Consider the following 13,663-nt stretch of genomic DNA (forward strand, 5'->3'; position numbering starts at 1 on the left):
TGTTTAGTGCTTATCGATGGAGGCGACTGATGCCAGCTGGCTGCGGATGAAGCCGTTGGCGTGGGCGCCCAGGTCGGCCGAATCGTCCCATAGGTTCCGCCACACGCCCAGTGTGTTGCTCAGGTTGCCGTCCACCACAGCTGAAGAGAAGGACTCGAAGACCACCGGACCGGTGTATCCGATCAGGGCGAGGCCGCGGAAGAACGCACCGAAATCCACACTGCCGGACCCGAGATAGCCGCGGTGGCTCTCCCCAATGTGCACGTACCCCAGCTTGTTGCCGGCGGCGAGGACGGGGCTCAACAGATCCGGTTCCTCGATGTTCATGTGGTAGGTGTCCAGGTGCAGGTAGACGTTCGGGTGGCCGATCTCCTCAATGAACGCCAGGGCCTGCCGGCCGGTGTTGAGCAGGTTGCTTTCATACCGGTTCACCACCTCCAGGCCGAGGCGGATGCCAAGTTCCCCGGCGCGCTCGGCGAGCCGCCGCAACGCTTCGGCGCTGTTCCGCCGGCCCGCTGCAGTGGCGGGCCGGGAGTACTTCTGCATGGCACTGTAGATGACGCCGCACAGGTAGTCCGCGCCGAGGTCGTGCACGATTTCCAGGCACTTGTTCAAGGTTTCTTCGCCTCTGGCGACCACGGACGGGTCCTCGCTGCTAAGGTCCGTCTGGGCGGTCAGGCCCAGGGAAGCCGTTGCGGCCAGTCCATGCTCCGCGAGGGTGCGGGAAGCTTGTTTCGGCTCGAAGGACCAGGGGTCCATGAGCGGGATTTCCAGCAAATCGAAGCCGGCCTCGGACGTCATGCGCGCTGACTCCGCAAAGGAAATCGGGTCCAGCGAGCCGTTCCAGACTAGGCTGTGGCAGCCAATCATCATATGTTTCTCCCATAACGATTTCTAAACATCCGACCAAAAGGTGTGTTTTAGGTCATATTTGACCTTACTCTAGTTATGGACCAAGGATAGATACATCGAGATACAAGCTGGCAGTCGGCAGTGCTGCCGACCGCCGTCCAAAATCCACGAGTACCGGCCGTAAGGCACCAGCGTTATCTCCGAAGAAGTAGGTGAGACAGTGGGTGAACCACTACTGAAGGTCGAAGGGATCAGCAAAAGCTTTCCCGGCGTCCAGGCTCTGAGTGATGTCCACTTCGACGTCCATAGGGGCGAGGTTATCGCGCTGGTCGGCGAGAACGGCGCGGGAAAGTCCAGCCTGATGAAGATCCTGTCCGGCATCTATCAAAAGGACGCCGGCACTATCTACCTCGAAGGGGTCCCGGTCCAGATCGACGGCCCGCGGCATGCCCAGGAACTCGGCATCATCATCGTCCATCAGGAAATGAACCTGATGTCCCACCTCACGGTGGCCCAAAACATCTACATCGGCCGCGAGCCGAGGCGCCTCGGCGGGCTCTTGCTCGACGAAAAGAAGCTGAACCGGCAGACCGCCGAGTTGCTTGGCCGGCTCGGGATTAAGGAGTTCGCGCCGACCGACCTGGTCGAGAACCTCACGGTGGCAAAGCAGCAGATGGTGGAGATTGCCAAGGCATTGTCCTTCGATGCCAAGGTCGTCATCATGGATGAGCCGACGTCGGCCCTCACCACCTCCGAAACTGAGACGCTTTTCCGGCTGATCGGCGACCTTCGCGAGCGCGGCGTCGGCGTGATCTACATTTCGCACCGGATGGAGGAGCTGAAGCGGATCACCGACCGCATCACCATCCTCCGCGACGGCAAGTACATCGCCACCATGGACACCGCGACGGCCAGCCAGCACGAGGTGATCAAGCTGATGGTCGGCCGGGAGATTGACGAGAATGCCCGCCCGGAGAACGTACGACGGGACAACATGGACGACGTCGTCCTCCGGGTCGAGAACCTCAGTACGCGGAAACTGCTCAAGGATGTCAGCTTCGAGCTGCGGCGCGGGGAGATCCTGGGATTCTCCGGACTGATGGGGGCGGGGCGGACCGAACTGGCCCGGGCCATCATCGGCGCAGACCGGATGACGGCGGGGCAGATCTTCGTCAACGGCAAGGAAGTGAAGATCGGCCAGCCTGCGGACGCCGTCAAGCACGGGATTGGCTATCTGTCCGAGGACCGCAAGAGCCTGGGGCTGCTGCTGGATCGGGACGTGAACACCAACATTCTGCTGTCGTCGCTCGGAAACTACACGAATCCTGTCGGTTTCATGAAGTCGGGCTCGGGCAAGGGTACGTCGCAGAAATACATTGACTCGCTCCGGATCAAGACCCCGTCGATGTTCGCGACCACGAAGAACCTCTCGGGCGGAAACCAGCAGAAGGTCGTCATCGCCAAATGGTTGGCCCGCGACTGCGACATCCTCATCTTCGATGAGCCGACGCGCGGCATCGACATCGGTGCGAAGGAAGAAATCTACCGCTTGCTCAACGACCTGGTGGCGCGGGGCAAGTCGATCATCATGATCTCCTCGGAACTGCCGGAGGTTCTCCGGCTGTCCCACCGGATCATGGTCATGGCCGGTGGCCGCATCACGGGGGAAATCGACAGCGATGGTGCTGATCAGGCAACAATCATGGACTACGCCACACGGGTGGAGCAGCAGGGAGCGGAAAAATGAGCGAAGTAAAGTCTGTACCGCGCACAGAGGCGTCCGCGGGCGCCGTGAAGCGCGAATCACCCAGGGGATCCTTCCTGCGCCAGCGGCTCCAGCAGTCGCTGGCGTTCGGAACCCTAATCGTCCTGCTGGTCTTCTTCTCCTTGGCCAGCAGCAACTTCTTCACCTGGACGAACATCTCCGGAATCTTGCTGTCCACTGCGGTGATCGGCATCCTGGCGTTCGGCACCACGCTGGTGATCATCACCTCCGGCATTGACCTCTCCATCGGAACGGGCATGACGCTGTGCTCGGTGGTCACGGGCCTGCTGCTGGTGAACTTCCAGCTTCCGCTGTATATAGGCGTACTCGGCGGCATCGCGACCGGCGCATTGATGGGCCTGATCAACGGCCTCAATGTCTCGATCCTGAAGCTTCCGCCGTTTATCGCCACCCTCGCCATGATGCTGATCGCCCAGGGTCTTGCCCTGGTTCTGTCCGGCGTGCGGCCGATCTACTTCAGCAAGGTTAAGGGCTTCAAGGACATTGCGCTCGGCCAGCTCATCCCGGGCCTGCCCAACGCCGTCCTGATCCTGATCCTGACCGGCATCGCGGCGTACCTGGTGCTTGGCAAGACCCTGCTGGGCCGCTATATCTTTGCGATCGGCAGCAACGAGGAAGCCACCAAGATTTCCGGCGTGAACACCGGCAAGTGGAAGATCCTCGTCTACACCGTGGCGGGCATCTTCACCGGCGTGGCCGGCGTCGTCATCGCGGCGCGGCTCGACTCCGCCCAGCCCCAGCTGGGATCCGGCTATGAGTTGCAGGCCATCGCGGCCGTCATCATCGGCGGAACCTCCCTCCTCGGCGGGCGGGGCTCGGTCCTGGGCACCCTCATCGGCGCCCTCATCATGAGCGTGCTGATCAACGGCCTGCGCATCATGTCGGTGCAGACCGAGTGGCAGACCGTCGTGGTGGGAATCGTGATCCTCGTGGCCGTCTTCACCGACTCGCTGCGCCGCCGCCGGGAGGCCTAGGCAGGGCCCGCGGCGCCGCCCCGACGCGGATGCGGGGGCCACGGAGAAATTAGTCCCAAAAATAACTTGTATCTACCTGTACTTAACGTTCGAAACCAACAACAATGGTCAAGGGCCCGCAATGTTGCCGGCCCGCTCACTGGATGGAGATCTACATGAAACTCGGCAAAAAGACCCTCGCGGCGGGCGTCCTCGCTGCAGCTCTTTCCTTGACCGCCTGCGGCGGCGGCTCCGGCAGCGCGAGCCCCAGCGGCGGCGGCGACAGCGGCGGTACCCCGTACGTGGCCATGATTTCCAAGGGCTTCCAGCACCAGTTCTGGCAGGCTGTGAAGAAGGGTGCCGAGGACAAGGCCAAGGAGCTCAACGTCAAGATCACCTTCGAGGGCCCGGCTGCCGAAACCGAAGTCGACTCGCAGCTGCAGATGCTCCAGGCCGCTATCGACAAGAAGCCGACGGCCATCGCCTACGCAGCGCTGGACCCGGAAGCTTGTGTTCCGGCGATTGAGCAGGCCAAGGCCGCCAACATCCCGGTGGTCCAGTTCGACGCCGGCTGCAAGAGCGACTACCCGGTGAACCTGGCCAAGACCAACAGCATGGATGCCGGCGCCATGGCGGCCGACCACATGGCCGAGCTGATCGGCAAGAGCGGCGAAATCGCCGTCGTCGGCCACAGCCAAATCAACAGCACCGGCGTGGAGCGCCGCGACGGCTTCCTGAACGAGATGAAGGCCAAGTACCCGGACATCAAGGTTGTCGACGTGCAGTACGGCGACGGCGACCACCTGAAGTCCGCTGACATTGCCAAAGCGATGATCCAGGGCCACCCGAACCTCAAGGGCCTCTACGGCACCAATGAAGGCTCGGCCGTGGGCATCGTCAACGCGGTCACCGAACTCGGCCTCAAGCCGGGCAAGCTCACCGTCATCGGCTTCGACTCCGGCAAGGCCCAGCTCGACGCGATCCGCAGCGGACTGATGGCCGGCGCCATCACGCAGGATCCGATCGGCATGGGTGCAGCCACGGTGCAGGCCGCGATTGACGCTTCCAAGGGCAAGTCCCTGGAGAAGGTCACCGACACCCCGTTCTACTGGTACGACAAGAACAACATGGACGACGCCAAGATCGCGGCTGTGCTCTACCAGTAAGGCCCCACCAGTAAGTTGCTTCACAACTGAGCTGCTGCGCTCTATAGGGCGCACACACAGAGAGAGGCCCCGGACGGTTCCGGGGCCTCTCTCTGTGTTCCGTGCGTACTGCTGGCGGCCGGCGCTGCCTAGTCCGGCTCGGGACCGGCGCGCCACTGCAGGACCCGGGCGGCATTGTCGCCCAGGATCCGGTTCACAGCGGCTGCGCCGACGCGGTCGGCCAGCCGCGGGACGAAGCGTTCCGGCAGATATGCCAGGCCCGGCATCCCGCCGTAGGAGACGTACCGGGTGCGGCGGGCGACGTCACCGCCGAGGAGCAGCCGGCCGCCGCCGCCGCCCGCGATGACCTGCTCGGCGAGGGTGATGATCTCCGCATCCGTGCGGCCCTTGGGGCGGGCCATGCCGTCGTAACCCAGATAGGCGCCGCGGGACGCCAGCTCGAGGTGCAGGGCGGCGTCGGGGTTGCGGTCGGCATGGGCCAGGATCACCCGGGACTCCGGGACGCCGGCTGCGGACAGGAGGTCGAGCAATTCATGGGCCGCGGTGCAGAACTCCAAGTGCACCATGACCGGGGCGCCCGTGACGGTGTGGGCCACCGCCACAGCCGTCAGCACGCGGCGTTCGAAATCGGTGATTGACCAGTAGCCGATCCCGGCCTTCAGCATCCCCGCGCGGACCGGCACGGTGTCGTCGGACGCCTCAGGGTCGTCGACGGGACCTGGGCGTTCCGCGGATTCTTCGGGTATCCCGCAGCCCGCCGTGAGGTCCAGCGTGAACCGCCGGGCGAGCTTCTCTTCAGCGACCCCGCGGAGCCAGTGCTCCGCCGGGTAGTGAGCCTCCCGGTGGGCACCCGTGGTGGCGACAATATCTAACCCGGAGGCCGCGGCGATGCGCGCCGTGGCCGCGGGATTGCGGCCCAAGCCGAGCGGGGTCGCCTCCACCATCGCCGCCATGCCGGCGTTGCGCAGCAGGGCTGCCTCGCGGCCGGAAAGCACCTCGTCCTCCAGCTCGTCTCCCGGCAGCAGGGGAGAGGACTGGAACAGGTGCTCATGGTAGTTCGTCGGGCCGAGGGACGCCGGCTCGATGTCTCCGAGGACCGTGCGGACGAAGTTCATCTCGCGCTGGCTGCGGCTTCGGCCAACTGGTCGAGCAGCTGGTCAGTGAGTTCGACGTCGAACACCTCGGCGATGACCTGACTCCAGCCATGGATGAAGTAGCGCCAGCCGTCCACGACTGTCAGCTGCCGCCGTTTCGCCTGCACGCGGGCCTGGGCAAGGAATTCCAGCGAGCCGCGGTAGTTGAACTCCCATACGATGGCGTCCGGCGGAAAATCGACACCGTCCGGGACGGGGGATCCCGGCCGGTCCTTGCCGAGGCCGCTGGCGTTGACCACCAGGCTGCCGGACGGGGCGTCAGCCAGGACGCGCGCAGTGTCCTCAGGGCGCTCGATCAGGCAGTACTCGAAGAGGCCGGCGGGGAGCTGGCCACGGGCGTGGACGTCGGCGAGGTGCTGGAGTCGGGCCGGGCTGGTGTCAGTGCAGACAATCTTCTCCGGCGCGTCGGCGTGGCCCGCCAGGTACCACGTCAGAGCCGTCCCGGCGCCGCCCGCACCGAGGCAGACCACATGGGCGCCGGTTTCCTTGAAGTGGCCCGGCGGCAGGAATTCCTCGAGCGCCAGGCCCGCGGTGATGGGGTCCTTGGCGTGGCCGATCAGCCGGCCGTCCCGTTTGGAGATGCTGGAGATCTCGCCGCAGAGCCGGCCGAATTCGTCGATCTCGTCGAAGAGGTCGTGGGCGGCCTGGTACAGGTCCATCTTGTGGGTTGTGACCAGAGCGCCGCGGTGGTTCTTGTCGTCACGGATCCGGGTGACGAGCTCGCGGTACTGTTCCCGGCTGGCCCCCAGGGGCAGATCGTGGCCGGTGAGGCGGTTGGTCGGCAGCTGGAGGATCCGCGCCCACTCCGGAAAAACCTTCATGATCGAGGACCCCGAGGTGGTCACACCAACAAATCCCATGTAGCCGTTCATGCAAGCGTCCTTTCCAATGCGGCGCTGAAGTTGAGCGCCTTCTCGCGGACCAGGTCATAGCGTCCTGCTGCGAGGTCGGCGGTGGAGCAGAGGTCGCTGCCGGCGCCGACTGCGACGGCTCCGGCGTCGAACCATTCGCCGACGTTGCCGGGGGTGACGCCTCCGGTTGGCATCAGTGGTACGTCCGGCAGCGGGCCGCGGAGCGCCCGGAAGTAGGAAGGGCCGCCGAGTGAGGCGGGGAAGATTTTGACGACGTCGGCACCCAGGGCCACTGCGGTGAGGATCTCGGTGGGCGTCAGGGCGCCGGCCATAACGAGGGATCCGGTGGACTTCATTGCCGTGACGGTTTCCGCGACGGTGCCGGGGCTGACCAGGAACTCTGCGCCGGCGTCGGCGGCGTCCTCCGCCTGGGTGCTGGTGAGCACGGTGCCGGCACCCAGGTAGATGCGGTCGCCGTATTCGGCGCGCAGGGCGCGGATGACGCCGGGGGCGTCCGGGGTGGAATAGGTGATCTCCAGCCCGGTTACGCCCCCCTCCAGCAGGGCGGCGGCGCCGCGGAGGGCGCTCTCGGTGCTGGGAGCCCGCACAACGGCGAGGATCCCGGTCTGCCTCAGTTTGAGAAGGTCGGCCATTAGTTCACTTTCATAGGAGTCGGGCTGACGGGGTTGGGCGGCGTCCGCCCTTCCAGGACGGCCAGCAGGTTGTCCACGGCGATGGATCCCATGCCGTCAACTGCCTGCACGGTCTGCGCGCCGAAGTGCGGGGTGATGACCACCCGGGCCGCGAGCTGCGGATCCAGCACGGGCGAGTCCTGCCCGCTGGTGTCGCCGCGAAGGGTGTCCGCTGCGAAGGCTGCGAGCACTCCGGTGCGCAGTGCTTCGGCGACCGCCTCCTCATCCACGAGCTCCGGGCGGGCGGTGTTGACCAGGACGAGCGGTTTCGCCGCCCCGGTCAGCCAGGCCGCGTCGATGAGCTGCTGGCCGCCCGGGGCGTGCAGCGAGATCACGTCGCATCTCGCCGCCATGCCCGCCAGGTCCAGCGGTTCGGCGCCGAGGCTCCGGATCAGTTCGGGGCCCATCAACGGGTCGGAGGCGTAGACGGTGGAACCGAAACCGGAGAGCAGCCGCGCCACGATCTGCCCGATCCGGCCGAAGCCGACCAGGCCAACGGTCAGCGAGCCCAGCTCACGGCCACGTATGACGGACCAATCCCGGTCGCGCACCTGGCGGTCGCCCTCCGGGATGGTGCGCAGGACAGCCAGCATGAGAGCGACGGCGTGCTCGGCGACGGCGTTGGAATTCGCGCCGGGGGTATTCGTGACCACCACCCCCCGGTCCGCTGCGGCTTGGACGTCCACGGCTTCGAAACCCACCCCGTACCGGGCCACGACCCTCAGCCGCGGCGCCGCGTCCAAGTGGGCAGCGGTGACTTCACCCGTTCCGGCAATCCACCCATCCGCCACCGCAAGATCGGCTCCGATGGCGTCCAGGGAGTGGTCCGCCGGCCCCCGTCGGACGGTGTAGCCGCGGCCTTCCAGCCGGGAGACCAGGTCTTGTTCACCGGAGGAGAAGGAACGGGAGGTGACGAGGATAACCGGCATCAGTGCTTCCCCCGCCGGGTGGGGAACCACGGTTCGAGCTGGCCGTAGGCGTCAAGGAACGTCTGGTGGCTGGCGGCGTAGCGTTCGTGCGCTTCGCGGTCCGGCTGGAACTCGGCGGTCACCCGCGACAGGTCCCGGGCGACGCTGAAGTCGTCCACGAGCCCAAGTGCCACGCTGGCGGTGACGGCGGCCCCGAGGCTGTTGGCCTCTTCGACGATGCTCCGGCGCCGGACGGTCACGCCCCAGACATCGGCCATGATCTGCAGCCAGGTATCACTATTCGCACCGCCGCCGATCGCGTCGATCCGGCTGATGGCTGCCCCGGCCCCGTTGAAGGCGTCGACGCAGGTCCCCAGGTTGAAGGCCACACCTTCAAGGACGGAGCGGATCATGTTCCCGCGGCCGTGGTGCATCTCAAGGCCCACGAAGGCGCCGGCGGCCTGCGGGTTCCAGTACGGTGAGCGTTCGCCGAGCAGGTGCGGCAGGAAGTACAACCCCGACTCGCTCGCGGTCGCCCCGGACGCTTCGGCGATAAGCCGGTCGAAGCGGTCCTTTTCGCCGCGGTCGGAGAAGAGCCCGACGGCCCACTGGAGGGACGCCCCGCCGGCCTGCATGGTCGCGGTGGGGACGTACTTCCCGTCGATGACGTGGTCGAACGTCATGGTCCGGCGGAGCGGGTCGATCAAGGGCGCGGCCGTGACAATCTGCACCCACGAGGAGGAGCCCAGGTACACGTACGCCTGGTCGGCCTCGGAGACGACGCCTGCGCCCACGGCCGCCACCGGGCCGTCCCCGCCGCCCATCACCACCGACGTCGCGGGTCCGAGGCCGGTGGCCGCCGCGGCGGCGGGGGTGAGGGTGCCGACGACGTCGGTGGACTTGAGAATTTCGGGAAACAGCGCCGGATCGATCCGGGCGGCGGCCAGCATCCGTTCGGACCAGGTTCCGGTGGTCTGGTCGTAGGCGTTCGTGGCGGAGGCATCGGAGTGGTCCGTCGCGAGCCGCCCGGTGAGCCGGTGCACCACGTAGTCCTTGGCGAGGCAGACGTGGCGGACCCGGCTGAAGACCTCGGGTTCGTTGTCCCGTACCCACATGACCTTGCTCAGCGAATACGTGGGATTGATCCGGTGCCCGAGCAGGGCGTAGGCCTCCTGCTCGTCGAAGGCCCCCGCCAGTTCGTCGGACTGGGCGACGCTCCGGTGATCGGCCCAGATCAGGGCGGGCCGGACCGGTGCGTAGTTGCCGTCGAGGAGCACGGCCCCCATCATCTGACCGCCGACCACGATGCCCTGCACCGACGCCGGATCGACGCCGGTCTCGGCCAGCAGCTTTTGCGTGGCCTGGACCACCGCATTCCACCAGACATCGGGATCCTGCTCCGCGCGGCCGCCGGCAGCGAAATGCGGCTCGTAGCTGATGGTGACGGCCCGCAGGAGGGTTCCGTCAGCCTCGTGCAAGGATGCCTTGTTGCCCGTCGTGCCGAGATCGTGAGCGATGATCATGGGACCGGTCCTTCCGTCCTAGGCCTGTGCTGCGAAGAAAGGTGCGAACTCGTGTCCCGAGTCGGCGGAGTAGATGCGCTGGCCCATGCCGTGCTCCAGGACCCAGCCGTAGTCGTGGCCGGCGCCGCCGGGGTAGACCGCAAGGAACTTGTAGGGCTCGGAGCCGACGTTGATGCTGCGGTGTGCCCAGCCCGGCGGGATGTAGCCGATCACGCCCGGCGCCATGTCCACCCAGGAGGTGTTCTCACCATCAAACATCAGCAGGCCGCCTTGGCCGGAGATGCCCAGGTAAATCTCGCCCTGGTGGTTCGGGTGCTGGTGGCCCTTGGTCATCCAGAACTCCCCGCCGGTGGTGCCGGGCTCAATCGTGGTGATGGACTGCGGAAGTTCCCGGTCCGCTTCCGGCACCGGGGTCGAAACCACCGAGTAGACCACGGGATTGCCGTTCGCGACGGCCCCGTTCCAGGCGTCCCTGTCCGCGAACAGGCCCTCCAGGTCCGACATGCGGCGTTCCAGGGTGGGGCCCTGCGGCGACAGGGTGCCGGCCTGCGCGTCGAACCGGATGGTCATGGGCGGAACGGGGGGTGTGATGAATTCGCTCACGGGCAGAAGTCTCCTGAGAATCAGCAAATAATCCGTTGCCGAAGCGGCAACCTGTAATTACAGGTTACATGCCAAGGGGGTCCTTGGGAATCGTCAGGAGGAGCGGGCCCGCGCGGCCCGCAGAGCTTAGCCGGTGGTGACGCGGTGGAAGCCGGCCGTGCCGGAGCCTGCCGAGGCGGCGTCGATGACCACCTCAAAACGGCTCTGGTCCCCGCGGTGGTGGGCCACAAAAAACTCCAGCGGCCGGTCCGCCGCGTCGTAGACGATGCTCCGCAGCTGCATCAGCGGGGCGCCCTTGACGATGCCCAGCGCCTCGGCCTGGGTCTTGTTCGCCACCGTGGCCTCAACCGAGCGGATGCCGTGGTGCGCCCGGATTCCGTTGCTGGCCAGCAGGGCGTAGAGCGACTGGTTCCGGAAGTCGGCGCCGAGCACAATCTCCGCCATGTCGCCGGGGAGGTAGGTGGTGGTGAGGGACCACGGGGAATCTTCGACGTAACGGAGCCGCTCAAGGGCGACGACGGGTTCACCCTTGGGGATCCGGAGCGCGTCGGCCACTGTTTCGTCGGCCGGGACCAGTTCCAGGCGGCGCACATCGCTGTAGACGCGGCCGCCGCGGGATTCCACGTCCGCGTAGAGGCCGCGGAGGGTGTGGACCAGGCTTTCGGAGACCTTGCGGGGAGCCACGAAGGTGCCCTTGCCCTTGACCCGTTCGATCACGCCGTCGTGCTCGAGCTGCCCCAGTGCCTGCCGGACCACGGTGCGGGACACCCCGTACAGCTCGCACATGCCGTGCTCGCCGGGGAGCCGGTGACCCGGGGCCAGCTTGCGGGTCGAGATTTCGCGGATCAGCTGGTCGCACAGCTGCTTGTACATCGGCAGCGACGCGTCCTTGACCATCTTGGCCGGGGCCGCGGCATCGCTCTGCGCCGCGGTGGCCGCGGCTGGGGGGTTTGTCATGGAAAACGCCATTCTGTGCATCCGGCGTCGGCACGCCTGAAAAACATCTTAGACCCGGTCATCCGGGGCCCCGGGCGGGAGGGAATCAGGCTCCCGCGCCGCGGCGGTACACCCGGTGCGCTGTGGCCGCGAGGATGTCGTCCTGTTCGGCCGGGCTGAGTGTTCGGATTAGTTCATGCAGCACCTGCCAGGTGGGCTGGTAGCCGCCGGAGATGACCGACACGGGCCAGTCGCCACCGTACATGAGCCGTGCCGGGCCAAACAGCTCAAGGGCGTCCTGGAACACCGGCTCCAGTGCGGCGATCGTATATTCCGCACCGGGAATATGAAGGCCGGACAGCTTCGCCACCGTGTTCGGGCGGGCGGCGCACGCGGCGAGTTCGCGGCGCCACAGTGCCATCGCGGCCGGATCCGCGAGCGGCGGCTTGCCCAGATGGTCCACGACAACGGTGAGCTCCGGGAGCGCCCCGGCCAGCTCCGCCGTGGCTCCCAGATGGCGCGGAAACGCGTCCGGGACGTCGAAGGGCAGGCCGGCCGCGGCGAGCAGGCCAAGTGATTCGCGGACCGGGGCGAGGGCGAGGAAATCGTCCCGCGGGTCGTCGTGGACCAGGTGCCGCACCCCGCAGAACATGTCCGCTTCCAGCCACCGGTCCAGCTGCGCCCCGGCGCGGGCGGGCGAGTCCAGCTGGATCCAGCCGACGACGCCGCGGATCCACGGTTCCGCGGCGGCCGTTTCCAGCAGGAATTCCGTGTCCTCCAGCGTGTCGTCGGCCTGGACGAGGATCGCCTCCGCCACTGCCGCCGCATCGAGCTCCGCACGTGCTTGGCCGGCAGTGAAATCCTGTTTCAGCTCCGGCACCGAATCCAGCCACCGGTACCGGCTGCGGCCAAGGCTCCACAGGTGTAGGTGCGAGTCGATCGTGGGCAGCCCGCTCATCGGGGAATCAGTCCCTCCGCTTCGAGCGCGTCCCAGAGCTCGTGGGGGAGCGGCCGGTCCATGCCGGCGATGTTGGCGTTGATCTGCTGCGCGCCCCGCGCCCCGATGACCACGTTGCGTACGGCCGGGTGCCGCAGCGGGTACTGGATGGCGGCGTCGGGCAGGGCCACGCCAAACGTGGCGCAGACGGCGGCCAGACGCCGGGCCCGGGACAACAGCTCCCGCGGCGCCGGTGCGTAGTTGTAATGGGCGGTGGCGGGAACTTTGGCCTTGGCCAGGACGCCCGAGTTGAACACTCCGGCGGCAACCACTCCGACGCCGAGTTCAACGCACCGGGGCAGCAGGCCGGTCAGGGCAGGCTGCTCGAGCAAGGTAAAGCGGCCGGCGAGCATGACCAGGTCCAGTTCGCTGCGGTCGACGAGCGTGAGCAGGGCTTCCGCGGAGTTGGAGCCCACCCCGATGGCCCGGACGAGTCCTTCGCTCTTCAAGCGTTGCAGTGCAGGCAGGGCGTCAGTGAGCGCTGCGCCCATGTCGTAGACGTCCGGGTCATGCAGATAGAGGATATCCACCTGCGGGATGCCCAAGCGGTCCAGCGAGTCTTCGAGGCTCTGCCGGATGCCGCGTTCGGTGAAGTCCCACCGCCGGTTGCTGCGGGCCGGTACCGCGAAGCCCTCGGTGTCCAGCTCGCCGGATTGGTATGTCGGGTTCGGCTCCAGCAGGCGGCCGACTTTGGTGGAAATGACGTAGTCATCCCGGGGGCGGGTGCGGAGGAAGTCACCGAGCCGCCGTTCCGAGAGCCCGAGTCCGTAGTGCGGCGCCGTATCGAAATAGCGGATCCCGCCGAGCCAGGCGGCCTCCAAGGTGCGCCGGGCGGCGTCATCGCCCATGCTCGAGTACAGGTTCCCGAGAGCGGCGGCGCCGTAGCCCAGCCGGCCGAGGGGCAGCTGCGTCATTGCCGTGCAAGCTCCCACACCATCGGTATGCCGCGGTCCTCGCCTGAATAGTCGTCCTCGACCTCGAGGAGCTCTGCCATTTCCGCTTGCCAGGGGATGTTCGCGGGATGGTCGGCCAGGAACTTGCGCATTTTGGCGTAGTCGTCGACCTCCACGACGTGGAAAAGTTCGCGTCCACTGCGCCAGATCCGCCAGCTGTGGACGCCGATCGCGCGCATGGCAGCCGCGAGCTCGGCGGGGATCCGGGCGTGGATCCGGTCGTAGTCGGCCTCGCGGCCGGCTTTGAGCCGGGTGTGCAATGCGATGCGTTCCGGGGCTGTGCTCATCG

At 66.7% G+C, this 13,663-nt stretch carries 14 protein-coding genes; 3 read left to right on the top strand and 11 right to left on the bottom strand.

Translation table 11 applies throughout. From position 1 onward, the window contains the following. Positions 1–3: 3 nt before the first annotated feature. Positions 4–801, bottom strand: coding sequence for a sugar phosphate isomerase/epimerase family protein (locus AC1MBE_RS10735; RefSeq protein WP_479778071.1), 798 nt, complete (start codon positions 799–801; stop codon positions 4–6). Between the two features lie 271 nt (positions 802–1,072). Between AC1MBE_RS10735 and AC1MBE_RS10740 the strand changes: the two genes are divergently transcribed. The 3 genes from AC1MBE_RS10740 to AC1MBE_RS10750 all read left to right on the top strand — a co-directional run bounded on the left by AC1MBE_RS10740 (position 1,073) and on the right by AC1MBE_RS10750 (position 4,757). Then, positions 1,073–2,599 carry a sugar ABC transporter ATP-binding protein gene (locus AC1MBE_RS10740; protein ID WP_479778073.1) on the top strand — a complete coding sequence of 509 codons (1,527 nt, stop codon included), beginning with the start codon at positions 1,073–1,075 and terminating at the stop codon, positions 2,597–2,599. Beyond that, positions 2,596–3,612 (top strand): ABC transporter permease, encoded by a 1,017-nt coding sequence (locus AC1MBE_RS10745; RefSeq protein WP_479778075.1) that lies wholly within the window; start codon positions 2,596–2,598, stop codon positions 3,610–3,612. The genes AC1MBE_RS10740 and AC1MBE_RS10745 overlap by 4 nt, the downstream gene beginning before the upstream one ends. Positions 3,613–3,767: 155 nt before the next feature. Further along, positions 3,768–4,757: a substrate-binding domain-containing protein gene (locus tag AC1MBE_RS10750; RefSeq protein ID WP_479778077.1), complete on the top strand. Its 990-nt coding sequence runs from the start codon at positions 3,768–3,770 to the stop codon at positions 4,755–4,757. A 128-nt stretch (positions 4,758–4,885) separates the two neighbouring features. Here the strand turns inward: AC1MBE_RS10750 and AC1MBE_RS10755 are convergent, their stop codons facing one another. The 10 genes from AC1MBE_RS10755 to AC1MBE_RS10800 all read right to left on the bottom strand — a co-directional run bounded on the left by AC1MBE_RS10755 (position 4,886) and on the right by AC1MBE_RS10800 (position 13,661). Further along, the gene (locus AC1MBE_RS10755; RefSeq protein ID WP_479778079.1) at positions 4,886–5,872 is read right to left on the bottom strand and encodes a phosphotriesterase family protein; all 987 of its coding nucleotides are present in this window, start codon (positions 5,870–5,872) and stop codon (positions 4,886–4,888) included. Further along, on the bottom strand, positions 5,869–6,783 hold the full coding sequence (locus AC1MBE_RS10760; protein WP_479778081.1) for a shikimate dehydrogenase family protein: 915 nt from the start codon (positions 6,781–6,783) through the stop codon (positions 5,869–5,871). Before AC1MBE_RS10760 ends, AC1MBE_RS10755 begins: the two co-directional genes overlap by 4 nt. After that, positions 6,780–7,415, bottom strand: a complete 636-nt coding sequence (locus AC1MBE_RS10765) for a bifunctional 4-hydroxy-2-oxoglutarate aldolase/2-dehydro-3-deoxy-phosphogluconate aldolase (RefSeq protein ID WP_479778083.1) — start codon at positions 7,413–7,415, stop codon at positions 6,780–6,782. The genes AC1MBE_RS10760 and AC1MBE_RS10765 overlap by 4 nt, the downstream gene beginning before the upstream one ends. Next, positions 7,415–8,383 (bottom strand): 2-hydroxyacid dehydrogenase, encoded by a 969-nt coding sequence (locus tag AC1MBE_RS10770; protein WP_479778085.1) that lies wholly within the window; start codon positions 8,381–8,383, stop codon positions 7,415–7,417. Before AC1MBE_RS10770 ends, AC1MBE_RS10765 begins: the two co-directional genes overlap by 1 nt. Beyond that, positions 8,383–9,885, bottom strand: a complete 1,503-nt coding sequence (gene xylB, locus AC1MBE_RS10775) for a xylulokinase (RefSeq protein WP_479778087.1) — start codon at positions 9,883–9,885, stop codon at positions 8,383–8,385. Before xylB ends, AC1MBE_RS10770 begins: the two co-directional genes overlap by 1 nt. An 18-nt stretch (positions 9,886–9,903) precedes the next feature. Then, a complete protein-coding gene (locus tag AC1MBE_RS10780) occupies positions 9,904–10,488 on the bottom strand; it encodes a glucose-6-phosphate isomerase family protein (RefSeq protein ID WP_479778089.1) in 585 nt (194 codons plus the stop codon). Positions 10,489–10,614: 126 nt separating this feature from the next. Then, the gene (locus AC1MBE_RS10785; protein ID WP_479778091.1) at positions 10,615–11,445 is read right to left on the bottom strand and encodes a GntR family transcriptional regulator; all 831 of its coding nucleotides are present in this window, start codon (positions 11,443–11,445) and stop codon (positions 10,615–10,617) included. 85 nt (positions 11,446–11,530) lie between these two features. Then, the gene (locus AC1MBE_RS10790; protein WP_479778093.1) at positions 11,531–12,382 is read right to left on the bottom strand and encodes an amidohydrolase family protein; all 852 of its coding nucleotides are present in this window, start codon (positions 12,380–12,382) and stop codon (positions 11,531–11,533) included. After that, positions 12,379–13,335, bottom strand: coding sequence for an aldo/keto reductase (locus AC1MBE_RS10795; protein WP_479778095.1), 957 nt, complete (start codon positions 13,333–13,335; stop codon positions 12,379–12,381). Before AC1MBE_RS10795 ends, AC1MBE_RS10790 begins: the two co-directional genes overlap by 4 nt. After that, positions 13,332–13,661 (bottom strand): L-rhamnose mutarotase, encoded by a 330-nt coding sequence (locus AC1MBE_RS10800; RefSeq protein WP_479778097.1) that lies wholly within the window; start codon positions 13,659–13,661, stop codon positions 13,332–13,334. Before AC1MBE_RS10800 ends, AC1MBE_RS10795 begins: the two co-directional genes overlap by 4 nt. Positions 13,662–13,663: the final 2 nt, after the last annotated feature.

The sequence above is a fragment of the Arthrobacter sp. BG5 genome (assembly GCF_056680155.1).

Excerpts from the sequence above, each read along its gene's own strand:
- AC1MBE_RS10735 (WP_479778071.1), bottom strand. The coding sequence starts at position 801 with ATGACGTCCGAGGCCGGCTTCGATTTGCTGGAAATCCCGCTCATGGAC.
- AC1MBE_RS10795 (WP_479778095.1), bottom strand. The coding sequence starts at position 13,335 with ATGACGCAGCTGCCCCTCGGCCGGCTGGGCTACGGCGCCGCCGCTCTC.
- xylB (WP_479778087.1), bottom strand. The coding sequence starts at position 9,885 with ATGATCATCGCTCACGATCTCGGCACGACGGGCAACAAGGCATCCTTG.
- AC1MBE_RS10765 (WP_479778083.1), bottom strand. The coding sequence starts at position 7,415 with ATGGCCGACCTTCTCAAACTGAGGCAGACCGGGATCCTCGCCGTTGTG.
- AC1MBE_RS10755 (WP_479778079.1), bottom strand. The coding sequence starts at position 5,872 with ATGAACTTCGTCCGCACGGTCCTCGGAGACATCGAGCCGGCGTCCCTC.
- AC1MBE_RS10770 (WP_479778085.1), bottom strand. The coding sequence starts at position 8,383 with ATGCCGGTTATCCTCGTCACCTCCCGTTCCTTCTCCTCCGGTGAACAA.
- AC1MBE_RS10745 (WP_479778075.1), top strand. The coding sequence starts at position 2,596 with ATGAGCGAAGTAAAGTCTGTACCGCGCACAGAGGCGTCCGCGGGCGCC.
- AC1MBE_RS10790 (WP_479778093.1), bottom strand. The coding sequence starts at position 12,382 with ATGAGCGGGCTGCCCACGATCGACTCGCACCTACACCTGTGGAGCCTT.
- AC1MBE_RS10750 (WP_479778077.1), top strand. The coding sequence starts at position 3,768 with ATGAAACTCGGCAAAAAGACCCTCGCGGCGGGCGTCCTCGCTGCAGCT.
- AC1MBE_RS10760 (WP_479778081.1), bottom strand. The coding sequence starts at position 6,783 with ATGAACGGCTACATGGGATTTGTTGGTGTGACCACCTCGGGGTCCTCG.
- AC1MBE_RS10800 (WP_479778097.1), bottom strand. The coding sequence starts at position 13,661 with ATGAGCACAGCCCCGGAACGCATCGCATTGCACACCCGGCTCAAAGCC.
- AC1MBE_RS10785 (WP_479778091.1), bottom strand. The coding sequence starts at position 11,445 with ATGACAAACCCCCCAGCCGCGGCCACCGCGGCGCAGAGCGATGCCGCG.